The organism is Rhodococcoides kyotonense (assembly GCF_900188125.1).
Classification (GTDB): Bacteria; Actinomycetota; Actinomycetes; order Mycobacteriales; family Mycobacteriaceae; genus Rhodococcoides; species Rhodococcoides kyotonense.
This window is the reverse complement of sequence record NZ_FZOW01000018.1, coordinates 52,437-74,918: the sequence shown is the minus strand read 5'-3', so window position 1 is coordinate 74,918 and position 22,482 is coordinate 52,437. Positions and strand designations below refer to the sequence as shown.

Annotated in this window: 22 protein-coding genes; 13 read left to right on the top strand and 9 right to left on the bottom strand. The window is 64.3% G+C overall.

The window, feature by feature from the left end:
- Nucleotides 1-208: 208 nt before the first annotated feature.
- The 5 genes from CHB96_RS24185 (at nucleotide 209) to CHB96_RS24165 (ending at nucleotide 5,841) form a co-directional block, all read left to right on the top strand.
- Nucleotides 209-868 carry a GAF and ANTAR domain-containing protein gene (locus CHB96_RS24185; protein WP_176444478.1) on the top strand — a complete coding sequence of 220 codons (660 nt, stop codon included), beginning with the start codon at nucleotides 209-211 and terminating at the stop codon, nucleotides 866-868.
- Between the two features lie 299 nt (nucleotides 869-1,167).
- Nucleotides 1,168-1,458 (top strand): hypothetical protein, encoded by a 291-nt coding sequence (locus CHB96_RS24180; RefSeq protein ID WP_089251105.1) that lies wholly within the window; start codon nucleotides 1,168-1,170, stop codon nucleotides 1,456-1,458.
- 90 nt (nucleotides 1,459-1,548) lie between these two features.
- The gene (locus CHB96_RS24175) at nucleotides 1,549-1,890 is read left to right on the top strand and encodes a hypothetical protein (protein ID WP_089251103.1); all 342 of its coding nucleotides are present in this window, start codon (nucleotides 1,549-1,551) and stop codon (nucleotides 1,888-1,890) included.
- A gap of 113 nt (nucleotides 1,891-2,003) precedes the next feature.
- Complete coding sequence (nhaA, locus tag CHB96_RS24170; protein ID WP_089251101.1) at nucleotides 2,004-3,248, top strand: Na+/H+ antiporter NhaA; 1,245 nt, start codon at nucleotides 2,004-2,006, stop codon at nucleotides 3,246-3,248.
- Nucleotides 3,249-3,366: 118 nt separating this feature from the next.
- Nucleotides 3,367-5,841 (top strand): ATP-binding protein, encoded by a 2,475-nt coding sequence (locus tag CHB96_RS24165; protein ID WP_089251099.1) that lies wholly within the window; start codon nucleotides 3,367-3,369, stop codon nucleotides 5,839-5,841.
- A 19-nt stretch (nucleotides 5,842-5,860) separates the two neighbouring features.
- Here the strand turns inward: CHB96_RS24165 and hydA are convergent, their stop codons facing one another.
- Genes hydA through CHB96_RS24145 form a run of 4 tightly spaced genes read right to left on the bottom strand, consistent with a single transcriptional unit; the run spans nucleotide 5,861 to nucleotide 9,747 of the window.
- Entirely contained in the window at nucleotides 5,861-7,249 is a 1,389-nt protein-coding gene (hydA, locus tag CHB96_RS24160; RefSeq protein ID WP_089251097.1) for a dihydropyrimidinase, read from the bottom strand.
- Complete coding sequence (locus tag CHB96_RS24155; RefSeq protein ID WP_089251095.1) at nucleotides 7,246-7,632, bottom strand: allophanate hydrolase-related protein; 387 nt, start codon at nucleotides 7,630-7,632, stop codon at nucleotides 7,246-7,248. Before CHB96_RS24155 ends, hydA begins: the two co-directional genes overlap by 4 nt.
- A gap of 11 nt (nucleotides 7,633-7,643) precedes the next feature.
- Nucleotides 7,644-8,792: an NAD(P)/FAD-dependent oxidoreductase gene (locus CHB96_RS24150; RefSeq protein ID WP_089251167.1), complete on the bottom strand. Its 1,149-nt coding sequence runs from the start codon at nucleotides 8,790-8,792 to the stop codon at nucleotides 7,644-7,646.
- Complete coding sequence (locus CHB96_RS24145; protein WP_089251093.1) at nucleotides 8,782-9,747, bottom strand: dihydrodipicolinate synthase family protein; 966 nt, start codon at nucleotides 9,745-9,747, stop codon at nucleotides 8,782-8,784. The genes CHB96_RS24150 and CHB96_RS24145 overlap by 11 nt, the downstream gene beginning before the upstream one ends.
- A 189-nt stretch (nucleotides 9,748-9,936) precedes the next feature.
- On the opposite strand from CHB96_RS24145, the gene CHB96_RS24140 reads away from it, so the two are divergent.
- The 7 genes from CHB96_RS24140 (at nucleotide 9,937) to CHB96_RS24110 (ending at nucleotide 16,728) form a co-directional block, all read left to right on the top strand.
- A complete protein-coding gene (locus CHB96_RS24140; RefSeq protein WP_089251091.1) occupies nucleotides 9,937-10,962 on the top strand; it encodes a LacI family DNA-binding transcriptional regulator in 1,026 nt (341 codons plus the stop codon).
- Between the two features lie 173 nt (nucleotides 10,963-11,135).
- Nucleotides 11,136-11,996, top strand: coding sequence for an ABC transporter substrate-binding protein (locus CHB96_RS24135; RefSeq protein WP_089251090.1), 861 nt, complete (start codon nucleotides 11,136-11,138; stop codon nucleotides 11,994-11,996).
- Between the two features lie 27 nt (nucleotides 11,997-12,023).
- Nucleotides 12,024-12,761: an amino acid ABC transporter permease gene (locus tag CHB96_RS24130; RefSeq protein WP_089251089.1), complete on the top strand. Its 738-nt coding sequence runs from the start codon at nucleotides 12,024-12,026 to the stop codon at nucleotides 12,759-12,761.
- Nucleotides 12,762-12,787: 26 nt separating this feature from the next.
- Nucleotides 12,788-13,537, top strand: coding sequence for an amino acid ABC transporter ATP-binding protein (locus CHB96_RS24125; RefSeq protein ID WP_089251165.1), 750 nt, complete (start codon nucleotides 12,788-12,790; stop codon nucleotides 13,535-13,537).
- Nucleotides 13,538-13,581: 44 nt separating this feature from the next.
- Nucleotides 13,582-14,190 carry an isopentenyl-diphosphate Delta-isomerase gene (gene idi, locus CHB96_RS24120; protein WP_217899983.1) on the top strand — a complete coding sequence of 203 codons (609 nt, stop codon included), beginning with the start codon at nucleotides 13,582-13,584 and terminating at the stop codon, nucleotides 14,188-14,190.
- A 127-nt stretch (nucleotides 14,191-14,317) separates the two neighbouring features.
- The gene (locus tag CHB96_RS24115) at nucleotides 14,318-14,956 is read left to right on the top strand and encodes a ScbR family autoregulator-binding transcription factor (RefSeq protein WP_089251163.1); all 639 of its coding nucleotides are present in this window, start codon (nucleotides 14,318-14,320) and stop codon (nucleotides 14,954-14,956) included.
- Nucleotides 14,953-16,728: an acyl-CoA dehydrogenase gene (locus CHB96_RS24110; protein ID WP_089251086.1), complete on the top strand. Its 1,776-nt coding sequence runs from the start codon at nucleotides 14,953-14,955 to the stop codon at nucleotides 16,726-16,728. The genes CHB96_RS24115 and CHB96_RS24110 overlap by 4 nt, the downstream gene beginning before the upstream one ends.
- 54 nt (nucleotides 16,729-16,782) lie before the next feature.
- On the opposite strand, the gene glgX is transcribed toward CHB96_RS24110, so the two are convergent.
- Nucleotides 16,783-18,822 carry a glycogen debranching protein GlgX gene (glgX, locus tag CHB96_RS24105; protein WP_089251084.1) on the bottom strand — a complete coding sequence of 680 codons (2,040 nt, stop codon included), beginning with the start codon at nucleotides 18,820-18,822 and terminating at the stop codon, nucleotides 16,783-16,785.
- A 71-nt stretch (nucleotides 18,823-18,893) separates the two neighbouring features.
- Here glgX and CHB96_RS24100 point away from each other — a divergent pair, with 71 nt between their 5' ends.
- Nucleotides 18,894-19,076: a hypothetical protein gene (locus tag CHB96_RS24100; RefSeq protein ID WP_089251082.1), complete on the top strand. Its 183-nt coding sequence runs from the start codon at nucleotides 18,894-18,896 to the stop codon at nucleotides 19,074-19,076.
- Nucleotides 19,077-19,091: 15 nt separating this feature from the next.
- Here CHB96_RS24100 and CHB96_RS24095 read toward each other — a convergent pair whose 3' ends face one another.
- From CHB96_RS24095 to CHB96_RS24080, 4 genes are read right to left on the bottom strand one after another with little or no spacing between them, the layout of a single operon-like run.
- Complete coding sequence (locus CHB96_RS24095) at nucleotides 19,092-19,568, bottom strand: GNAT family N-acetyltransferase (protein ID WP_089251080.1); 477 nt, start codon at nucleotides 19,566-19,568, stop codon at nucleotides 19,092-19,094.
- A 6-nt stretch (nucleotides 19,569-19,574) separates the two neighbouring features.
- Complete coding sequence (locus CHB96_RS24090; RefSeq protein WP_089251078.1) at nucleotides 19,575-20,408, bottom strand: glycosyltransferase family 2 protein; 834 nt, start codon at nucleotides 20,406-20,408, stop codon at nucleotides 19,575-19,577.
- The gene (locus CHB96_RS24085) at nucleotides 20,405-21,388 is read right to left on the bottom strand and encodes a glycosyltransferase (protein WP_089251076.1); all 984 of its coding nucleotides are present in this window, start codon (nucleotides 21,386-21,388) and stop codon (nucleotides 20,405-20,407) included. Before CHB96_RS24085 ends, CHB96_RS24090 begins: the two co-directional genes overlap by 4 nt.
- A complete protein-coding gene (locus CHB96_RS24080; protein ID WP_089251074.1) occupies nucleotides 21,385-22,470 on the bottom strand; it encodes a glycosyltransferase family protein in 1,086 nt (361 codons plus the stop codon). Before CHB96_RS24080 ends, CHB96_RS24085 begins: the two co-directional genes overlap by 4 nt.
- Nucleotides 22,471-22,482 lie beyond the last annotated feature (12 nt).

Genomic DNA, 22,482 nt, shown 5'->3' with positions numbered 1-22,482 from the left:
CGGATCCCGCCGATGTTCCAGTGCGGTAGGATGCGAACGACGATTTTCTCCGTACTCGTGCTGAAACCCCAGCTCGAGGCCAGTGGAGATGGTCAACCGTCCAGAACGGGGCGTCGGGGATTCACACGCTTGCGTCTGCTCGGCAGTAGGAGCTGGAGGTGGCAGTGTGTATGACGCCAGAACATATGTAGCTGTGGTGGATCGGTTGGTGACTGTCGCGGAAGAGGCCCCCGAGGACGGGGTGATCTTCCGCGAGCTGAGTTCTGCGCTGACGGCCGCATTCGACATCGTCGGCGCCAGTGTCCTGATTCCCCGGGACGACGACAGCCTCGAGGTCGCGTCCGTACCGACCGAGCTTGCCGCTATCGAGAAGTGCCAGGCCGAGTTTCAGCGCGGACCCGGGTGCGACGCGTACCGCGGTGCGCAGATAGTAGCGGTCGCCGACATTGCGCGTGCTCATCAGAGATGGCCGCGATTCGTCGACGTGGCCGTGCGTGCAGGCATCGTGGGAGTGGCAGCGTTTCCGTTGTTTCGCGGGGGCGACGCGATGGGCAGCCTCGTTCTGTATTCGACAGCGCCACAGGCGTGGTCGGCCACGGATCTGGATGCTGCGCGGGTCCTTGCCCGGCTTGCTACGGCGCAGTTGTTCCAATCGGACCGACTCCGGAAGATGAAGCAGCTCTCCGAGCAGCTCGAGCACGCCCTCGAATCGCGCATCGTCATCGAGCAGGCGAAGGGCGTTCTCGCTGCCACGGACAACGTCGACACGGAAGCCGCTTTCGAGAGAATTCGTCAACACGCACGACGTCATCGCACGAGCGTCCGAGAAGTAGCTCGAGCGGTGGTCGAACACAGAGTCCGATTGTGACGGCAAGGGGGGTTTCCAGGTCGTGGAGCACGGAGTAGCGTCGGAGACGTTCCTTGCCGTGGACTTCCACCCCCCTTTGACAAGTCCCGGCCATAACAGGGACACGAAGGCCCCGGCAAAACCCCCCCGTTGCCGGGGCCTTTCACAATGCCCGGCCCAGGATCGGCGGCCGAAGATTTTCTTACGCATCCGAATTTCACGGGCGATTCCCCCTCTCTCGGTAGCCATAACGGGGAAAATGGCCGGTATGGTTTCGGCTTCCGCTATCGACGCATTCGTCCGCGTGCGGTGGGTCTGACATGCGTCTGCATCCAAAGGACGGTGTCGCCATCGTGGTGTGCATCGAAGATGCCCGCGACGACTGGATCGGCCGTTTGCGTGAATCCATCGACGACATCGGGCCGTCGCATCGGCCGCTGTCGTTGACTGTGTGGTCGGATGTGTCGCACACCGGGCATGCGGTCGTGATCGGGCTCGATCCCGAGCTGGGGTGCTCTCGAATAATGGTGGATCCCGACGCCGAGAACTCGGTTCGTCGCATCGTCGCATGGCTGTGTCATCCGATTGCAGGCTTGTACGTATCGCCGTGAGTTCGCCAAAAAAGTCGATGGGGCGTATGTTTGCGGTCAAAACAATCCATGCGACGGTTTGAGGCTCGATGAGCGGAGGGGGCGAAAAGGGTGTCCACGTTCAGCGTCTTCATCGCCCTCGGATCGATCCTGGTCGCTGCGACAGCCGGAGTCGCTGGAATCGGCATCCTCGGTACCGATGCAGCCGCCGTCACCGACAGGCTCTTCGCGCCCGCCATTCCGATCCTTCTGTCCGGTTCACTGCTTTTCGTGATCGGAGTATGGCTTGCGGATTCCAGTGGTGGCGTGGGTGCCGTTGCGGTGAAGACTGCCCTCAGCTGGGCCATGATCAGCGCAGCGGTTCCGATTCTGCAGTTCCTTCGGCATTCCGGGTCCATCCACGGGATCGAGCCGTGGGCACCCGGTCCCGACGGGTACGACGTCGTCGCGTGACGCGCGGACGGGTGCGCAGGCCCGTCGAGTGATTTCGGTAAGCTGACTCCCGGTGCGCCGGGAAGTCTGGTCGGCATGACGATCAACCATGCCGACGAAAGGTTTCAGCCTCGATGGTCAACCCCTCGATCACGCTCGCGCACGTTCTTCGTAAGGAAACCGTCGGCGGCGTACTCCTTCTCGTTGCTGCCGTCGCTGCCCTCGTCTGGGCCAACTCGCCGTTCGCCGAGACGTACGAATCGCTGATGGATCTGCGGGTGGGCCCCGCGTCGATGCCGTTCGGGCTTCATCTCGATCTCACCGTGGCGGAATGGGCCGCGGACGGCCTGCTTGCCGTCTTCTTCTTCGTCGTGGGCGTCGAACTCAAGCGAGAGTTCGTTGCCGGCGATCTTCGTGATCCTTCGCGCGCAGTCCTGCCTCTTGCCGCTGCGTTCGGTGGCATGGTTCTCCCTGCCTCGATCTTCGTCGCCGTCAATCTCGGAACCGGCGACGGTGCGTTGCAGGGCTGGGCCATTCCGACTGCCACGGACATTGCATTCGCGGTGGCGGTTCTCGCGGTCGTCGGAACGTATCTGCCTCCTGCGCTTCGCACCTTTCTGCTGACGCTCGCCGTCGTCGACGATCTGCTGGCCGTCAGCGTCATCGGGATCTTCTACACCGACGACGTCGACGTCGTTGTCCTGGGGCTTGCCCTGGTGCCACTCGCATTGTTCGCCTTCGCGGTGCACAGGCGGGTTCGCGCGTGGTGGATCCTCGTGCCCCTTGCTGTCGCCGTGTGGGTATTCGTGCACGAATCCGGGATTCACGCAACGGTCGCAGGAGTCCTCCTCGGCTTCGTGGTGCCCGTCGTCCGGAATGCGGCGGAAGGTGGTCCGAGCTCCGGCCCAGGCCTCGCCGAACAATTCGAACACCGCATCCGCCCGTGGTCGGCTGGAGTAGCGGTCCCGATCTTCGCGTTCTGTGCGGCCGGAGTGACGGTCGGCGGCGCCGACGGTCTCGTCACGGCGTTGACCGATCCGATCGCCGTGGGAATCGTCCTCGGACTCGTCGTCGGAAAAACCGTCGGAATCTTCGGGACGACCTTCGTTCTCGCACGGTTCACTCGGGCCACGTTGGACGCGACCATCCGGTGGATCGACTTTCTGGGTATCGCGATGCTCGCGGGAATCGGTTTCACGGTGTCGTTGCTCATCGGCGAGCTCGCCTACGGTCCGGGGGAGCGCGACGACCACGTCAAGATCGCCATTCTGTGTGGATCGCTGCTCGCTGCGTGCCTGGCATCGATCGTGTTGACCGTCCGCAATCGGTCGTACCGTCGACGGATCCTTGCTCATAACGAAAGTGGATCGGTGTTATAACGTTTCGGACACCGAGGATTGCAATCGGTAGTCCGTCCCGAGGTTGCGCCGACAGTCGGGCACCATTGAGACGGGTCGGCTCAGAAGCGAGACCGACCGACTGAAGAGACAAAGAGACATGACACCCCCACAACCCCTCACGGCACCGCGCTGGACGGCGGCGACCCTGTTCGCCGGCGACGACGACACCGCTGCAGCACACCGCGACGCCGACTGGGCAGGCACACCGCTCGGGCCCGTCGAATCCTGGCCGAGCGAACTGACTGCCGCCGTCGCGACCGTCTTCGATTCCGACGTGGCCATGCTGTTGTGGTGGGGTCCGGAACTCATCCAGATCTTCAATCACGCGTATGCACCGTTCCTCGGGACCAAGTATCCGACTGCCATCGGTCAGTCCGCGCCCGAATGCTGGCCCGATGTGTGGCCGGACATGGGGCCCCTGGCACGGAAGGCGCTCGACGGGCGTACATCCAAGGGCACCGAAGTTCGCTTGCTGATGGACCGACGTGGCGGGCTCATGGAGGAGACGTACTGGACCTTCTCCTACAGCCCGGTCCGCAGTGCCGACGGCGGTGCGCTCGGCGTGTTCGTGGCGACGAGCGACGTCACCGGCAACGTCCTCGGCGAGCGGCGCATGACGGCGCTGCAGCGGCTCGGGTCGATTTCGGCGACTCGCGGTGAGCATCCTGTATCGACATGCCGTGCCGCGCTGACCATGCTGTCCGACTACCGAAGCGATCTGCCTCTGCTGATGCTCTACCTCGACCCGATTGCGACGTTCGACGTCGACGGTGCCCACCGGCTCGGTAGCGTCGACAACGTCGTCGCACTCGACGACGGACGAACGTTCGAGTTGGTCGCCGTCGGCGACGGCATGAACCCCGACGACGCACACAAGTGGATCGTGTCGGGTCCGGCTCGCGCCGGCATCGCCGCGGCTGCGGTGTCCGGGTCCGTTCAGAATCTCGAAGGGCTGTCCGTGATCGGCACCGGCCCTGTCGTGGAGTCCGTGCCTGTCGACGAGATCGTCGGCCTGCCGCTACGGATCGCGGGACGGTCGGAGCCCGTAGGCGTGCTGGCCGTCGGGACCAATCCGCTACAGGTCGTCGGCGATCAGTATCGCTGGTTCCTCGACGTCATCGCGAGCCGCCTCTCGACGACGCTCACCGATGTACTCGCGTTCGAGTTCCAGCGTCACCGCAGCGACGCTCTCGCCGAGCTCGACGCGACGAAGACCCGATTGCTCGAGAATGTCAGCCACGAGTTCCGGACACCGCTGACGATGCTGCTCGCGCCGCTGAAAGAGATGTCGGAGAAGGCCGCCGACGCCAGCGGCAAAGCCGCGGTGGACATCGCGCTTCGCAACGCCCACCGACTGCAGCGACTCGTGGACTCGTTGCTCGACGTCGCTCGCGCAGGATCGGGGGCGTTGTCTCTCGATGCCGTGCCGACGGACATCGCCGAACTGACGCGCCGGTGCCTCGATCGGTTCGACGGTGCGTTCGAGTCGGCCGGGCTGAAGCTCGACGCGCAGTTCGAGCTGAGCCCATCGCCGATCGTGTCGATGGATCCGGAGAAGTGGACACGCATCACGACCAACCTCGTCGCCAACGCACTGAACTACACGCACGAGGGCAGTATTCGTGTGGCGCTGTCGCGATCGGGCTCGAATCTCGTTCTGCAGGTGTCGGATACGGGAATCGGGCTGAGCGCGCGCGATCGATCCAAGGTCTTCGACCGGTTCTACCGAGTCCAGGGCGCACACGGGCGCAGCGCGGAAGGATCGGGCATCGGTCTTGCTCTGGTGTCGGAGTTGGCGGCAGCTCTCGGCGGCACGGTGGCCGTCGACAGTGAAGTCGGAGTAGGCAGTACCTTCACCGTTGCGGTGCCCGTGGACGACGCGATCGCGCCGGTGTGGGAGTCTGCCGTACCTCTGGAAAGCGCTGTGGTGCATGCGCATTCGGACGGTATCTCCGTCCACCACGGCACGAGGGGCGACGCGACACGCTCGGTGCTGCTTGTGGAGGACAACCCGGACATGCGTGAGTACCTCGTCGGGCTGTTGACGGCGCAGAACTGGGATGTGTACGTGGCCGCCGACGTCGAGACCGCGCTCGGGCACGCGCGCACCACACCGCCGTCGCTCGTGCTGACCGACGTGATGCTGCCCGGCCGTAGCGGTTTGGATCTGGTGCGGGAGGTGCGCAGCGACATGGCGCTGGTTCGGCTACCCGTCGTCGTACTGACAGCGCGCGCAGGTACGGAGTCTGCCGTCGAGGGGCTCGAATCCGGGGCAGACGACTATGTGGTCAAGCCGTTCGCGCCGCGTGAGCTGATCGCGCGGATTCGTGTGCACCTCGAATTGTCCGCTTTCCGTGAGGAATTGCTCGCGGCGAGCAACAACGAAACGACGACGCTCAAGGAAGCCCTGCGTACGCGGAGCACGATCGGCACCGCGATCGGACTGCTGATGGCCGCCGACAACTGCGACGCCGACGCCGCGTTCAAGAAGTTGACCACGTTCTCCCAACACAGCAATCGGAAGGCGCGCGACGTGGCGGCGGAGATCGTCGAGGACTTCACGCGTCGCTAGGCGACCTCCGCCGGGCCCGTCACATCGTGAATGCTCCGCTGAAGTCCAGTGGATCGGCTTCGAGGTGGCGGCCGCGGGGAGTCGCGTCGACCAGTTCGCCGTCGTGGACGACGACGCGGCCGCCGACGAGCACCGTGACGGGCTTGCCCCGCATGCGGCGGCCCTGATACGGGGTGTAGTCGGTGGCCATGTGCAGATCGTCGATGTCGACCGTCCACTCGAAGTCGGCGTCCCACAGGGCGATGTCCGCGTCGGATCCCGGCATCAGCGATCCCTTACGTGGATACAAGCCGTTCGTTCGCGCCGGGTTGGTCGACGTCAATTCTACGAATCTGCTTGCTGTAAGGCCTAGTTCGCTGACGTACTTCGAGAACACGACGGGCAGACGCGTCTCGACGCCCGGTAGACCGTTGGGCATATGCCGGACGTCGTGCCGGTGCGACCGCTTCTGTGTGAGGTCGTAGCAACAGTGATCGGATCCGATCGTCGTGATCTGACCGGTGAACAGATGCGTGCCGAGTCCGGTGACCACGTCGGCGGATCGCAAAGGTGGGCAGCACACGAAACGCTCCGGCTCGTCGCCGGAGTACTCGGAGTCGTCGAGGACGAGATGATGCGCGACGGCCTCGGTGAACGCGACCAGGCCACGTTTGCGGGCGTCGGCGACGAGTTCGACAGCGTCGGAACTGGATTGGTGCACGAAATAGACGGGCGCGCCCTGTGATTCCGCAATTGCGAGAACGGCTGCGACGGAGGCGGATTCGGCGAGCTCGGGACGCGTCCGCGACATGTTCGATGCGTCGATGCCGTCGGTGCGTGCTGCCAGGTTTTGTGCGTCGGCAACGATCGCATCGGATTCGCAGTGAATGATCACCATGCCGCCGAGGTCCCGAGTCGTCTGCATCGTGTTGAGAATCGTGTGCTCGTCGGCCATGGTCTCACCCGCGTAGGTGGTGAACATCTTGACCGTGCGAATGCCCGCGTCGGCCATGGTGGCCAGCTGCTCGGCCGTCGTATCGTCCCATTCGACGACGCACGCGTGCAGAGCCGAATCGCACAGTCCCTCGGTTGCTTTCGCGCGCTGCGACTCGGCGGCGTCGAGCGGACGCTGACCGGGCCTCGGTATCGCGAAGTCGACGATCGTGGTGGTGCCACCGAACACCGCCGCGGTGGTGCATTCGAGGTACGAGTCGAGTGACGTGAACTCGCCCGAGGTGAACCCGACGTGGCAATGCGGATCGACGCCACCGGGCAGCACCAGTTTGCCAGTGGCGTCGATGATCTCGGCGTCGTCGTCGACGGGTGTACCGGGTTGCAGGACGGCGAGGATCTTGCCGTCCTCGATCAGGAGATCCGCCGGTCCGGACCACGTCGCCTCGACGACGGTTCCGCCGCGAACCACCTTCACGACTGTGCCTCGAGGTGTGCTCGCCAGCCGCCGGCATTGCTGATGTCGACGACGCCGTCGGCGGTCAATGCGCTCTCGCGCATGCGCATCGACAGCGATCCACTGCCGTCGGCGAGTTCGATGACGCCGAGCTCGAGTTCGACCGGTTCGCGAGGCAACAGTTCCTCGCGCAGGACGTCGTACTCCACCTCGTACAGTTCGCCGGGAACGACGCGGCCGTCGTCAGCAACGGGGTGCAGACCGGGGAATTCGTCCCGCACCGAATAGAAGCGGTACTTCGGCGCGGTGTCGACCTTGCCGAGGAACTTGGCGTTCTGCAGTGCGTCGTTCAGGCTGCCGCCGGACATCGCCTGTCCGTTGACGAACATCGTGACCAGTGCCATCTAATTTCTCCTCAGTGAGTGGTGGTTGCTACGAGTCGGGCGGGTGAGAACGCGTCGACGTCGACGACCGGAGCGTTGCCGAGCGCCAGCGACGTCAGGATCTCGGCCCACAGTGGGGCGAACGTGAACGAGTACGTTCCACCCGCGACGAAAAGTCCTGGAGCAGAGTCGAATCCACCGATCACCGGCATCTCGTCGGGTGTGGTGACGACGGGACCAGTCCATGCGTCGAGCAGCGGGGCCTGGCCGAGCGACGGCAACACTCTGCTTATCTGTGCCCGGCTTCCGGTGGTGCTGTCGGAGTTCAGCGGCGCCTTCTCGGACGTGTGGAACGGACCTGCAGGCCATCCGCCGCCGAGAACGATGCGGTCGCGACGGTCCTGCTTGACGGACATTCCTTCACCGACGTGCTGCACCAGCACGTCGAGCGTTCCGGGTGCAGCCGACAACGTGTGCATCTGTAGCGACGTGGGCCTGAGATCGAGGTACACGCAGGCCAGCGCAGCGATGTCGGCCATCCACGGTCCCGCGGCGTCCACGACGATCCGGCTGTTCCACGTGTGATCGCGCGTCGACACGCGCCATCCGCCGCTTGTCTGCTCGAGCGACGTGACAGGGGTGTCGGGGTAGAACGTGGCGCCCTCGACGATCGCCTGACGCATCAGCGCAGGGGTCGCGAGATCGGGCTCGGCGAATCCGTCCCAATCGCACCAGGTCGCCGCCTGTACTCCCGGGCCGAGGAGCGGGAGTGCGCGTCGAGCATCGTCTCCGGAAAGAACCTCGGTGGGAATACCCGCAGCCGTTTCCCATTCGTGCTTCTCGTGGAGGGTCCGCACCTGCTCGTCGGTTTCGGCGATCATGTATCCGCCGCAGCGGTTCAGTCCGAGCCCAGGCACGCTGTCGGACAGTGTGTTCCACAGGGTGCTCGTCGCATATTGCAGTGGCAGAAGCTGTTTCACGTCGACGGGCGTTCCCTGTCCAGGGCGACGTGTGTGAATGGTCTGGATGTGCAGATTGCCTGCCGTCGTTCCGGAGCCCTGCGTGTTGGCCTGCGCCCGGTCCACGATCGCGACAGTGGATCCGGCTCGGACCAGCGCGAGCGCGGTGGCCGCGCCTACGATGCCCGCGCCGACCACGACCGCGTCGACGTCAGCGCGCATTGCCGACACCGACCAGCTGTGCCGACGCCTCCGCGATGCCGGATTCGTCGACGACGGCCTGCAGTGCGGCCAGCGTAGAGGCGTCGGTGACGGGCAGCAGGGGTGAACGGACGTGTCCTCCGGGCTGGCCTAGCAGGTTCATGACGGCTTTGAGCTGGGGTATCGGCGAGGCGTACACGCCGCTGTAGTCCCCGTTGATCAACCGAGATGAGTAGGCCCGGTACTTGTCCGCCCACATGCGGGCCGCGTCGACGTCACGTTCGGCGACCGCACGATAGAACGGAACCGCGAACGGAGCTCCGACGCCACCGCCGTCGATGTTGCCGTCGCCACCGAGATCCAGCAGTGTCGCGAGGCCGCGTCGATGCAGGAAGCTCCCGAACACCCGGACACGCTCGGATACCGCTTCGACGGTGTCGAGCATCTTCAACCAGTCTCCCGTGCTGTCCTTGATGGCGACGACGTTGTCGATGTCGGCCAGACGTGAGAACAGACCGGGCGTCGATCCCATGTCGACGGCCACACCGCGCGGCCAGTTGTAGACCATGAACGGCAGCGACGTCGCGGAGACGACACTCTCGTAGTACGAGACGATCTCGTCGGGGCTCGGGTGGACGTAGGGCGGGGGAGTGGCGAGAATGCCGTCGGCGCCTGCAGATTCGGCGTGCTTCGCCAGCGACGACGATTCGGCAGGCGTATACGCGCTGACGCCGATGACGACGGGAAAGCGCCCCGCGACCGCGTCGACCGCTACCTCGGTGGCCGTCCGTCGTTCCGAGTCGCTCTGGCTGAACCATTCACCCGTGCTGCCGTTGATCAGTACCCCGTCGACGCGCATGTCCGCGTAGAGGTTCATCAGCGAACCGAGCGCATCGGTGTCCAACGCGCCGGTGGCTGTGAACGGGGTGGGAGCTGCGGGCCAGTAACCGGACCACGCGACGTCATCGCGATTCATGAGGAACCTTTCGAGCGGGTGCGCAGAGATGTGGGGATCCGAATGCGGCGAATCGGTGCGCCGTGTGTGGGATCGATTGCATAGACTGCCGTCGGTGGGCCCGGACAGTCAAGCCGGAAACACAGATGTAACGCAGGCACTGTCGAATAGCGCTATGCGACAACCAGGTCCGAGAGCGAGCAGGAGCAGATGACAGTCACCTTGATCGACGTCGCAGAGGCCGCGGGTGTGTCGCGGAGTACGGCATCGCGTGCACTCAGCGGATCGACGTTGATTTCCCCCGAGACCCGCGCGGCGGTGCAGCACGCTGCTCGCGCCCTCGGATATCGGCCGAACCGTGCAGCGAGTGCGTTGCGATCGAATCGGTCGCACCTGATCGGGCTCGTGATGAACAACCTGATCAACGCGACGTTTCACACGGTCGCCGAAGTCGTGCAGAAGCGTGCGTCGGCGGATGGGTTCCAGGTGCTGCTGTGCATCACGGACGCCGACCCGGAGAAGGAGAACGACGTGTTGGCCATGCTCGACGAGCACGGCGTCGACGGCACGATCGTCATCGGCAGTGGACGCAGCGCCGACGCGTCGAACGCGCTGCTGTCTGCGGGCCGTGCCGTCGTCAACCTCATTCGATCGGTGCGGGGCAGCGAGGCGCCGACGGTGCTGGCCGACGATATGGACGGGGCGAAGGACGCCACCGAGCACCTGCTGTCGCTGGGGCATACCAGGATCGGCTACCTCGGTGGATCTGCCGACGCGACGTCCGGTCGCGAGCGCTTCGACGGCTATCGCCGTGCTCTGAGCGAGGCAGGAGTCGAGTTCGACGAGCGGTTGGTCCGGCAAGGACCGTTCACGACGGAATTCGGCGCCGAGGCCGTCGATTCGCTGCTCGACGACGAGGAGCCGATGACTGCTCTGTATGCCGCGAACCACGAAGCGGTGTTCGGGGTCCTACCCACGTTGTCGGCCCGAGGTGTGTCGATTCCCGGATCGCTGTCGCTCGTGTGCCACGAGGACATGCCCTGGCTGAAGATGTGGCAACCACCCGTCACCGTCGTCGACAACGGGGCTGCACAGCTGGCCAACGTCGCGATGGACCTGCTTTTCCAACAGATCAAGGACTCGGCGGCGCCGGACGGGCGGACGTATCGAATCGGTGCTCGGCTCGTCGAGCGCGAATCGTGCCAGGATCTACGTTCTCGAAGGTTCGGCGAGTAAACAGTTGGTGTCGTCGATTTCGGGCGTGTTAACCACGTTGACGGCCGCGAATCAGTCTGCGACGCTTTATGCAATCGATCCCATCGATGAAGACATCTCGATGTCGATTCGCTCGAACATCCTCTACTGCAGCGTAGTTCGACTACATCGCAGTCCCTCGAAAGGTTCACCACATGCGTAAGACAACGGTCATCGCCGCGGCGCTCGTCGTCGCTGCCGCCGCCGCAGGCTGTAGCTCCTCGTCCGACGACAGCGCCGCCCCGGTGGACTGCACGCCCACGCTCGGCGCCGAGGATCTCGCAGAGGAAGGCGTGCTGACGATGGCGACCAATGCCACGCTGCCCCCGATGCAGTACGTCGACCCGAACGGTGAGGTCATCGGTATGCGAGTCGACTTGGGCAAGGAAATCGCGAAACGGCTGTGCCTCACGCCGAATTTCGTGAACATCGAGTTCGACGCCCAGATCCCGGGCGTGCAGAGCGGCCGCTGGGACATGATCGACACCGGAATGTTCTACACACCGGCACGTGCCGAGACCATCGATCTGGTTCCGTACGAGGTGCAGGCAGTGTCGATCTCGGTGCCGTCGGGCAATCCCGAGAACATCTCGAGCGTGGACGACCTCGCGGGCAAGACGATCGGCGTGGAGGCTCCCGGATACGAGTTCGACACTCTGACCGCGCTGTCGGAGCAGTTCGTGGCGGACGGCAAGCCCGCGATGACCGTGCAGACGTTCAAGACCAACGCCGACGCGTACCAGGCACTGTCCGCGGGCCAGCTGGACGGCACGTCCATCGTCGAGTCCGTGACGTCGTTCTACCAGTCCGACGGCCGATTCGAGACCGCGGTGGGCGGCATCAACGAGGCGCCCCTTGCCATGGGCTTCGCGAAGGACAGCAAGTCCGCGGGCGAGGTCGCGCGAGTGCTCGACGAGATGCGCGCCGACGGCTACCTCCCCGACCTGTTCGCCGAGTACGACGTCACCGGCTACGACGGTGCCATCGAAGTCAGCACCGGGCCGCTGGACAGCTGATCCACCACCGATAGAAAGGCATTCCCGATGTGGTCGTGGGACGCATTCTTCTCCATCCTGACGAGTAGACAGCTCCTGGAAGGCGCTTGGGTCACGATCTGGCTCACCGTCGTGTCGATGGTGCTCGGCCTGATTCTCGCTGTTGTCGTCGCGGCCGCACGGTCGTCGCGCTTCGCGCCGTTCCGTGCCGTCGCAGGGTTCTACGTGTGGCTCATGCGCGGAACGCCGTTGCTCGTTCAGCTCGTCATCATCTACACCGGCCTGCCGCAGGTCGGAATCAAGTTGGGCGTCATCGAGGCGGCTCTGCTCGGCCTCGTGCTCAACGAGGCGGCGTACCTGTCCGAGATCGTCCGATCCGGGTTGATGTCGGTTCCCGCGGGCCAGACGGAAGCGGCCCGCGCGCTGGGAATGTCGCCGGCCAAGGTGTTTCGCGTCGTCGTGCTTCCGCAGGCGATGCGTGTGATGATCCCGCCGCTCGGAAACAGTTTCAACGGACTGCTCAAGACCACGACGCTCGTGTCGGTGATCTCGGTCCAGGAGTTGTTGCGGCGCACGCAGTTCCTCGTTCAGGTGAACTTCCGAGTCCTCGAAGGTCTGTGCGCGGCCGCGTTGTACTTCCTCGTGTTGACGACGCTGTGGGGTCTGATCCAGAAGATGTTGGAGGCCCGGGTCGGCCGCGGGTACGACCGGAACTATCGACGCAAAGGCGTCGACCGAAAAGCATTGGAAGACAGTGCAGTAGAGGCGGAGGCGGTGAACCGATGACCACGATGGACAAGGTCGACCACGTGATGGTCGACGTGAGCAACATGACGAAGTCGTACAACGATCTCGTGGTGCTCGACGGTATCGACTTCTCGGTACGACGCGGGGAAGTGGTGCTGCTGCTCGGGCCGTCGGGAAGCGGCAAGAGTACGTTGCTCCGCACGCTGAACTGTCTCGAGACCATCGACTCGGGGACCGTGCGCGTGTGCGGTGAGGTCATGGGTTTCACCGACGACGCCGCACGACGTCCACTGTCCGAATCGCAGTTGGCGAAACAGCGACACCACACCGGCATGGTGTTCCAGAGCTTCAACCTCTTTCCGATGATGACCGCGATCGACAACGTCGCGTCGGGACCACGCCACGTGCTCGGGACGCCCAAGGACCGCGCGCAGGCCGAAGCGCAGGAGTTGCTCGACCTCGTCGGCCTTGCGGACAAAGGGGATAACTACCCGTCGCAGCTGTCCGGCGGCCAGCAGCAGCGGGTCGCCATCGCGCGAGCACTTGCCATGAAGCCGAAGGTCATGCTGTTCGACGAGCCGACGTCGGCACTCGACCCCGAGATGGTCAACGAAGTGCTGGATGTCATGGTTCGACTGCGCGACGAGGGGATGACGATGGTCGTCGTCAGTCACGAGATGGGATTCGCGCGGGCTGCCGCCGATCGTGTGGTCTTCATGAGCGACGGCAAGATCGTCGAAGAAGCGCCGCCGAACGAATTCTTCACCAACCCGCGCAATCCTCGAACGCAGCAGTTCCTCAGCCGCATCCTGTAGGGCCGAGGTTTCGGTGCGCCGACTTTTCGGGAACACTCGTGTGCGTGACCGCCACCGAAACCCGTGTGACCGAAGAAGTAGTGCTCGTCGATTCCGAAGGGCGCGCTGTGGGAACGCATCCCAAGGCGACGGTGCACACCACACGGACGCCGCTGCATCTGGCGTTCTCGTGCTACGTGTTCAACGGAGACGGCGAGGTGCTCGTCACCGAGCGTGCGCGCGACAAGAACACGTGGCCCGGGGTGACCACGAACAGCTGCTGTGGCCACCCCGGTCCCGGAGAAGACCTGGGGGAGGCGGTGATTCGTCGGCTCGCCCAGGAACTCGGAATCGACGTGGACGGAATTTTCCTTCTGCTCCCGGACTTTCGCTACCGAGCTGTCATGGACAACGGCGTCGTCGAGAACGAACTCTGCCCGGTTTTCGGCGTCCTTTACGACGGTCCGGCGCCACGGCCGAATCCGGACGAGGTGCACCGTGCACAGTGGATTCCGTGGACGGAATTCTCTCGTTTCGTCGCAGACGGTGGTGCGGTGTCGCCCTGGTGTGCGGATCAGATTCCGCTGCTACAGGCTCTCGGCGCCGATCCAGGCCTCTGGCCCGTCGGCGATGCGTCGAAACTGCCTGAGGCTGCACCCTTTGTTTCACACTGATTGACCACGGACTTTTCCAGCCCGTGTCATTCGAACAACTGACACTGGAACCACTATGGTTGATCCGTGCATCACACACGGAAGTCGTCGGGCATCGTCGAAAGCGCGCAAGGAGTGGTCGGGGTTCATGCAGGAGCGTGCTGAAAACACTCGCCAGGCCGTGCTGGTGGGGGCAGCGGTCAGTTTCGAGAAGTACGGGTACGGGACGGCGAGTCTATCGACCATTCTGTCGCACGCCGGGGTCACCAAAGGGGCGATGTACTTCCACTTCTCCTCGAAGGAGGATCTCGCCAATGCGGTGATCGACGCTCAGCATCAGTTGGCGATGGACGGTCTGCGCGCTGTCGTCGAGCATGTTCCCACCGCACTGGACGCGCTGATCCTCGCCAGCAAGGAATTGGCGCGTCAGCTCGTCTCCGACCCCGTCGCCCGCGGCGGGATGCGGTTGACGCTGGACATAGGCAGCATCCAGCCGCCGGTGCAGCGGCCGTACGTCGAGTGGATCGAACAGGTCGGTGAGCTCGCCGCTCGCGCCGCAGCAGAAGGAGACCTCGCCGACGGTGTCGATCCGAAGGTCCTCGCTACGTTCGTCGTCGGTGCGTTCACCGGAGTGCAGACGTTGTCGGAGGTGCTGCACGGCCGCACCGACCTGTATGCGCGTCTGACCGAGATGTGGCAACTGCTCTTGCCTGCCGTGGCAAGCAGTGACGCGCTCGACCGTACCCTTGCGGTGGCCGCGGGCGAGCCGCGAGACTGGAGCGCATGACCGATGTGCTGTCCCGACGCGACCTCGACTTTCTGCTGTACGAATGGCTCGACGTCGAATCCCTGCTGACCAGGAAACGATTCGCCGAACACTCGCGCGAGACGTTCGACGCAGTGATGGACCTGTGCGCCGACTTGGCGCACAAGCACTTCGAGCCGCACAACAAGAAGTCCGACGCGCACGAGCCGACGATGCGTCCCGACGGAACCGTCGAGATGATCGACGACGTCAAGACCGCACTCGACGCGTACTCCGCGGCGGGTCTGATCGCGAGCCAGTTCGACGAGAGCGTCGGCGGAATGCAGTTGCCGACGACGGTAGCCCGAGCTGCGATGGCGTGGTTCCAGGCCGCGAACGCGTCGACGTCGTCGTACCCGTTCCTGACCGTCGCGAATGCGAATCTGATCGCGACCTATGGAACCTCGTCGCAGATCGACGACTACGTACGACCGATGTTGGAAGGCAGATACTTCGGCACGATGTGTCTGTCGGAGCCGCAGGCCGGGTCGTCGCTCGCCGACATCACGACGCGCGCCGAGAAGCAGGACGATGGCAGCTACCGACTGACCGGTACCAAGATGTGGATCTCGGCAGGTGATCACGAGCTGACCGAGAACATCGTCCACCTCGTGCTCGCCAAGGTCGCGGGCGGCGGCGCGGGCGTCAAAGGAATATCGCTGTTCATCGTGCCGAAGTTCCTGCCCGACGGTACCCGCAACGACGTGGCGCTCGTCGGGCTCAATCACAAGATGGGCAACCGCGGTACCACCAACACGCTGCTGGCGTTCGGGGACGGAACCCACTCGCCGAGTGGGGAATCCGGAGCAATCGGATTTCTCGTCGGTGAAGAGCACCGCGGGCTGACCTACATGTTCCACATGATGAACGAGGCGCGGATCGGCGTCGGCTTCCTGGCGATCGCGTTGGGATACGTCGGGTACCGCAAGTCGGTGGAGTACGCCAAGGTGCGCACCCAGGGTCGTGCGCTGGGCGCGAAAGATTCGCTCGCGCAACCCGTTGCGCTGATCGAACATGCCGACGTAAGACGCATGTTGCTGGCTCAGAAGTCGTACGTCGAAGGTGCCCTCGCGCTGGGGCTGTACTGCTCGCGACTCGTCGACGAGCAGGACACCACGGACGACGATGCTGTCCGGACCGAATCCACACTCCTGCTGGACGTGCTGACGCCGATCGCGAAGAGCTGGCCGTCGCAGTGGTGTCTGGAGGCGAACAGCCTCGCGATACAGGTCCACGGCGGCTACGGATACACCAGGGATTACGACGTCGAGCAGTATTACCGCGACAACCGACTGAACCCCATTCACGAAGGCACGCACGGGATTCAAGGTCTGGACCTGCTGGGTCGCAAGGTGACGATGCAGAACGGCGCGGGCTTGGTGTTGCTCGTCTCGAAGATCTCGGCCACGGTCGATGCGGCTCGTGGCGCGGGTGCCGGAGAGTTCGCCGACCTGGTGGATGCCGCGACGCGCCGCGTCGGAGAAGTGACCGCCGCGCTGTGGTCGACGGGTGATCCCGCTGTGGCGCTGGCCAATTCGACGGTGTACTTGGAAGCGGTGGGTCACGTCGTCATCGCGTGGATGTGGCTCGAGCAGCTCGTCGCGGTCGGCGACAAGACCGGGAACTTCTACGACGGCAAGAGGCAGGCGGCGCAGTACTTCTTCCGCTACGAACTTCCCAAAGTCGGACCGCAGCTGGATCTGCTTGCATCCCTTGACCACACGACGCTCGACATGAGTCCCGACTGGTTCTGACCCGTCGTGAGTGAAAATGCATAGCGGGCTATACATTTTCACTCACGAGGGGGGTCAGCCGCCCAGGAGGGTGAACGAATGTTCGCGGATCAGAATCTTCGGGCCACCCTCGGCGTACTGCTGGTCCGGATCGCTCGACAGCTGCTGAGCCCACTTTCCCTCGGGTAGCGTGAATTCCACTGTCACAGAGGAAGAGTTGACGATCCACGCGAACACGGTGTCGTCGTCGGCCGCCGCCATCCGCACCAGCATCGACAAGGCAGACGCGTCGGACCAGTCGTCGTCGCCGAACATCTCGCCGTCGGCGCGGTAGAAGTCGACGGTGTCCTCGCTCCCGGTGTCGCTACCGTGCCGGAACCACGTGGGGCGCAGGGCAGAATGATCGGCGCGCAGTCGGATCAGCTCGGTGGTGAACTGCAGAAGCTCACTGTCCGCGGAAGACCAGTCGAACCACGACAGCCCGGTGTCCTGGCAGTACGCATTGTTGTTGCCCTGCTGAGTCCGGCCGATCTCGTCGCCACCGAGAATCATCGGCACACCCGCCGACAGCAGAAGCGTCGCCAGGTGATTGCGTTGCTGACGCGCACGCAGTGCGTTCACTCCGTCGTCGTCCGTAGGGCCTTCGGCGCCGCAGCCCCACGAGCGGTTGTCGGATTCACCGTCGGCGTTGTCCTCGCCGTTCGCATCGTTGTGCTTGTCGTCGTAGCTGTTCAGATCCGCCAGGGTGAAGCCGTCGTGTGCCGTCACGAAATTGACGGACGCGAGCGTGGGTCGCCGTGTGCCCTCGTAGACGTCGGGGCTGCCGGTGATCCGTGTCGCGAAAGCGGCGAGCGAGCCCGGCTCACCGCGCCAGAAGTCGCGTACGTCGTCGCGGAACTTGCCGTTCCACTCCGACCAGCGCGCCGGAAACCCGCCGACTTGATAGCCCTGCGTGTCCCACGGCTCGGCAATCAGTTTGACGGAAGCGAGTGTCGGATCCTGGTGGACGAGATCGAGGAACGCGCTGTGCTTGTCCAGATCGGAATCCTGACGCGTCAACGTGCTCGCGAGATCGAAGCGAAATCCGTCGACGTGCATGTCGGTGACCCAATACCGCAGCGAATCCATGATCAACGCAAGCGCGGCCGGATGTCCGACATTCACACTGTTCCCGGTGCCGGTGGTGTCGAAGTAGGAACTACGGTCGTCGTCGACCAGGCGATAGTACGACGCGTTGTCGATTCCCTTGAGCGACAACGTCGGACCGAGGTGATTGCCCTCCGCGGTGTGGTTGTAGACGACGTCGAGAATCACTTCGATTCCCGCCGCGTGCAAGGCCTTGACCATCGACTTGAACTCGTCGACCTGGCCACCGGTGTCGCCGGCACTGCTGTACTCGTTGTGCGGTGCGAAGAAGCCGATCGAGTTGTAGCCCCAGTAGTTTCGACGACCCTCCTCGAGGAGGTGTGAATCCTGCACGAACTGATGAACAGGCAACAGTTCGACGGACGTGACCCCGAGGTCGACGAGCGACTGGATCGACGCGGGGTGGGCGAATCCGGCATACGTACCGCGAATGTCCTCATCCACGTCGGGATGTGTGGCGGTGAAGCCCTTGACGTGAACTTCGTACACGACAGCGCGATCGAGGGGAACGCGTGGCGGCGCGTCCGAACCCCAGTCGAAGTCGGAGGCGACAGCAACCGACAGCGGCATCGACGCGGCGGAATCGGCGTCGTTGCGGGTCTCGGGCTCGTCGTGCAGGTGCGAGAAAACCGATTCGTTCCAGTCCACGCCACCCGCGACGGCACGGGCGTAGGGATCGAGAAGTAGCTTGGCAGCGTTGTGCCGCAATCCTTCTGCCGGATTCCACGGCCCGTCGACGCGGAGTCCGTACCGGGATCCGGCCACGAGGCCGTCGACGATGCCGTGGAACACGTGGCCGGTTCGCTCGGGAAGCAACGTCGACGAGATTTCGGCCCCGTCCTCGTCGACGACGACGACCGTGACGGAGTCGGCCGTCTCGGAGTACACGGCGACGTCGGCCGCTCCGGTGTCGAGAAGGGACACGCCGAGTGGATACGGCACGCTGATGGGGGTCGAAGCATCGGTCATTGCAGCCCTGTACCCCGCGCGGGGGGCGTCAAACACGTTTGAGATCGACGTGACCCGGGGTACGGACAGGCATGGCTGAATACAGAGTTCGAGACCCCAAGGGCGACGTCGTCGCCACCAAGACCATCGAGAGCGCCGACGACGCACACGCATGGTTCGTGGACCAGAAGGCCGACAATTCCGAACTGGGCTGGCGCATCGAGGTCAACCACGACGGTGAGTGGTCGTTCTTCGACGACACCGAAGGCAGCTAGGTCCCTCCCGCGCTGCTACGGGCGCGGGTCCCGTAGCAGTGGGACGAGCGGCACGCCGTTGTCGATGATCTCGTCCCCGACCTGAACGAACCCGTGCTTCGTGTACATCTCCACCAGGTAGCTCGGGGAATCGATACGGCACGGCGCCGAACCGACGTCCGCCAGAGCGGCCTGCAGCAGCCGCGTCGTATGCCCGTGTCCGCGGTCGGCACGCCTGGTGCACAGATGGCCGAGGCTGTAGGACTTTCCGTCCCCTGACGTCTCTTCCAGCAGACGAACCGTCCCCAGGACCTCCCCGTCCCGTTCGAGCCAGAAATGGCGAGTTCGAGGTAGAAGGTCATATCCGTCCAGCTCCGGGTAGAAATATGCCTGTTCGACGACGAACACCTCGACGCGCAACTTCAACAGGGCGTACAGCCTGTCGGTCGCGAGGTCGCCTGCCCACTCCCTGATCAGGATCGGCGGGCGGTCTGCGGTGGTGGTTTCGCTCATGACAGGTCAATCCTCGATCTCGTCCTCGATGGGGTTGCGTGCGATGGTACCGCGTGCGGTGCGTGTGATCAGTCCACGACGTTCGAACTCGGACAACCATCCTTCCATGGGCCACCGACTCCAGCGCCGGTGGAACAGAGTCGAATTGCGCACGATGTCATCGAGGTGTTCCACCGGCGGCGACGACACAGGGTGGTACTGGTGGTACGCGTGCGCGCCCCCGACCCACCGCAATCCGATACCGGCCGAACGAGCTGTCGCGGCGAAATCGGTGTCTTCGCCCCCGTAACCCGAATAGCCCTCGTAAAAGCCACCGATCGTGCTCCACGTAGCCGGCGTGACCGCGAACGACAGGGACCAGAACAGGTCGTAATCCGTGCCGTCCTCGACGACGCCGGGTTCGGGATCGGGCCGGGCGGGATGCGGGCGAGTTGCAGCGTGCAATTCCGCGGTGGTCCAGTTCTCGTGCCGCGGCGGCAGATACGTGACGGGCCCGCACAACAACGCCCCTGCGACGGCGGCGCTCTCGTAGTGACGCAGGAGATCCGTTCCGGGGATGCAATCGACGTCGAGGAAGACCAACAGGTCGGCGCCTGCGTTCGACGCAACCGATGCTCCGATGTTGCGAGCGTGGGCCAGCGGAAGTTGCGGCCTGGGAGCATCGATGTCGACGACGGTGGCGTCGCTGCCCGATTCGCGTACGACGCAGGCGATGTCGGAATCGCCCATCGCGACGACGACGTGTTGCCACGGCGAAACGGAGGATTCCGCAAGTCCATGCAGTTGTCCGGCGAGATGATCGTGACGGCCGGACACGACGGTGATCACAGAGATCTTCACGACGGCATCAGCCGCGTAAGTGCGTCCGCGGCACGTCCCGCGGCCTCGTGCTGCCGAACCTGTTCCCACGCAGCAGGATTCAACGCCAAGGCGTCGTCGAGGAGCTGAGGCCAGTCCGATGCCGCCGGCCATCGTGGCACCGTGACGGCCACCGAGGCGTCGGACAATGCTCGGGCAGTCGCTTCTTGCTCGTCGTACGGTCGCTGCTGCGGAACGACGATTGCTCGCACGCCTGCACATGCGACATCCGCGATGGCGTTCTGTCCGGCGTGCGTGACGACGACCGTCGCCGAACACAACAGAGGCCACACGTCGTCGACCCAGTTGGATGCGTCGATACCCACTGCAGCCCAACGGAACCGCTGATCCGCCGCCGACGCGTCGTCGATGTCGCGCTCGGTCAAGGCAGTTCCGCCTGCGCCCCCGAGAACCAGAACGTCGGGCGCATCGTCCTGTGTCTCACGGACACGTCCGTCGAATCGACTGATGACACCGACGTAGTCGGTCTTGTCGGCGTGAATTCGCAACCACGCGGGATCGTAGACGGACCGTGACCACGGCGCGATGATGTGCGTGGCCATCTGGTAGGCGAGGCGATGAGGCTCGTCGGTCCGCTCGCCCGGCATCGCCATGACGACGACGGGGACACCGAGAAGGCGTACGAACAGCGCGACTTCGACCGAGACGTCGACGACGAACAGTCGGGGGCGCGTTCGGGTGACCCATTCGGCAATGGACGCCATGCGGTCGGTGAGACCCGGCACCCCGAGCGGCGCCCAATGGACGGCGCCACCTGCCGTCGGATCGACGGGGTATTCGTTCTCGTCGACATCGAGTGGCAGCGAGATCCACTCGATGTCGCTGTGCGCGGGTCGGTTTCGCGACGACAACACGACGACGGGTTCCTCGAGTGCGTCCGCGATCGACGTCGCCCGAGTGACGTGACCGGAACCGTGATGGTGTGCGTAGTATCCGATCACCGGGCGAATCCGATCTCGGCGGTATCCCGCGCCAGGGCGCGGTGATAGACGGCGTCGTGCATGGCTGCGATCCGTGTCCGTTCGTGTTCGCGCTGATGCCGAGTCGGCGTCGCAACTCGGTGTCGTGCGGCGTACGCGTCCTGCACCGCCTTCGTCAGTGACTCCGGATCGAATTCGGAGAGCCCGAATCGGTATGTATGACAGGGCTTTTGGTCGGAGTAGTAACCGCAGTTCGGCACGATCGCCGCGGTGCCGACGTCGTAGCACGCCTCCAGCCACCCCGAATGCGTCCCGAATCGATACGGCAGAACCGAGACGTCGATCTCCGTCAGATAGCGCCACAATTCGTCGTCGTCGAACCGGCGGTGGACTCGGACGTCGACACCGTGCGTCGTTGCGTACCGCCGCAGCGCGTCACCGATGGGCGCCGCTCCGCGTGTGTCGTCGGATGCGAAGACGTTCTCGTCGATGTCGAGCCGGACGGTGGCATCGGGCACGTCGGCTGCTGCGGCCACGACAGCATCCATGATCGCGAGCGGATCGAGGTTGGCGCGCAGGTTCTTTGCGTGGACCCCGATGACGAATCCGTTCGAGGGGGGTCTCGGGCGCCCGACGAGATCGAGAGGGACGACGTGCGGGTGAGGCACGACGGTGGCGTCGACGCGCCAGCGGGAGGCGATCTCGTCGGCTGCACCCTGGGTCAGCGTGATCACCTCGGCAGCTGCGGGAACGAGGATGTCGAGGTGTGCGAGATGCAGTGTGTTGTCGGGGAAATGGGGATTGTGCAGATCGTGCACCGTCAGCACGAGGGGCTTGCCGTGGGCTCGCAGAACGGCGACCACGTCGGTGAGCTGCTCGGGTGGGAGCGCGTCGAACCCGAAGTGCACATGCAGCAGATCGAATCGGTCGACATTCCGAACCAACCAGTCCGGTTCGAGCCAGCGAGGTGGCCACCACGGATTGTTGGTCGTGGCACCGGATGGAACGGGATCAGGCAGCCTGACGACCGACGTGCGGGCGTCGACGGGGTCGAGATGCGCGACGTACTGGTGCGCGGTGGGGACCGAAGCAACGGTTATCAAATCGGATGGTTC

What these genes read in the sequence shown, in the direction of transcription:
- CHB96_RS24125 (WP_089251165.1), top strand. Translation starts at nt 12,788, where the DNA reads ATGGTCGACGTGAGCAACATGACGAAGTCGTACAACGATCTCGTGGTG.
- CHB96_RS24180 (WP_089251105.1), top strand. Translation starts at nt 1,168, where the DNA reads ATGCGTCTGCATCCAAAGGACGGTGTCGCCATCGTGGTGTGCATCGAA.
- CHB96_RS24165 (WP_089251099.1), top strand. Translation starts at nt 3,367, where the DNA reads ATGACACCCCCACAACCCCTCACGGCACCGCGCTGGACGGCGGCGACC.
- CHB96_RS24140 (WP_089251091.1), top strand. Translation starts at nt 9,937, where the DNA reads ATGACAGTCACCTTGATCGACGTCGCAGAGGCCGCGGGTGTGTCGCGG.
- CHB96_RS24155 (WP_089251095.1), bottom strand. Translation starts at nt 7,632, where the DNA reads ATGGCACTGGTCACGATGTTCGTCAACGGACAGGCGATGTCCGGCGGC.
- CHB96_RS24130 (WP_089251089.1), top strand. Translation starts at nt 12,024, where the DNA reads ATGTGGTCGTGGGACGCATTCTTCTCCATCCTGACGAGTAGACAGCTC.
- glgX (WP_089251084.1), bottom strand. Translation starts at nt 18,822, where the DNA reads ATGACCGATGCTTCGACCCCCATCAGCGTGCCGTATCCACTCGGCGTG.
- CHB96_RS24115 (WP_089251163.1), top strand. Translation starts at nt 14,318, where the DNA reads ATGCAGGAGCGTGCTGAAAACACTCGCCAGGCCGTGCTGGTGGGGGCA.
- CHB96_RS24150 (WP_089251167.1), bottom strand. Translation starts at nt 8,792, where the DNA reads ATGCGCGCTGACGTCGACGCGGTCGTGGTCGGCGCGGGCATCGTAGGC.
- CHB96_RS24100 (WP_089251082.1), top strand. Translation starts at nt 18,894, where the DNA reads ATGGCTGAATACAGAGTTCGAGACCCCAAGGGCGACGTCGTCGCCACC.
- CHB96_RS24135 (WP_089251090.1), top strand. Translation starts at nt 11,136, where the DNA reads ATGCGTAAGACAACGGTCATCGCCGCGGCGCTCGTCGTCGCTGCCGCC.
- CHB96_RS24110 (WP_089251086.1), top strand. Translation starts at nt 14,953, where the DNA reads ATGACCGATGTGCTGTCCCGACGCGACCTCGACTTTCTGCTGTACGAA.
- CHB96_RS24145 (WP_089251093.1), bottom strand. Translation starts at nt 9,747, where the DNA reads ATGAATCGCGATGACGTCGCGTGGTCCGGTTACTGGCCCGCAGCTCCC.
- CHB96_RS24095 (WP_089251080.1), bottom strand. Translation starts at nt 19,568, where the DNA reads ATGAGCGAAACCACCACCGCAGACCGCCCGCCGATCCTGATCAGGGAG.
- nhaA (WP_089251101.1), top strand. Translation starts at nt 2,004, where the DNA reads ATGGTCAACCCCTCGATCACGCTCGCGCACGTTCTTCGTAAGGAAACC.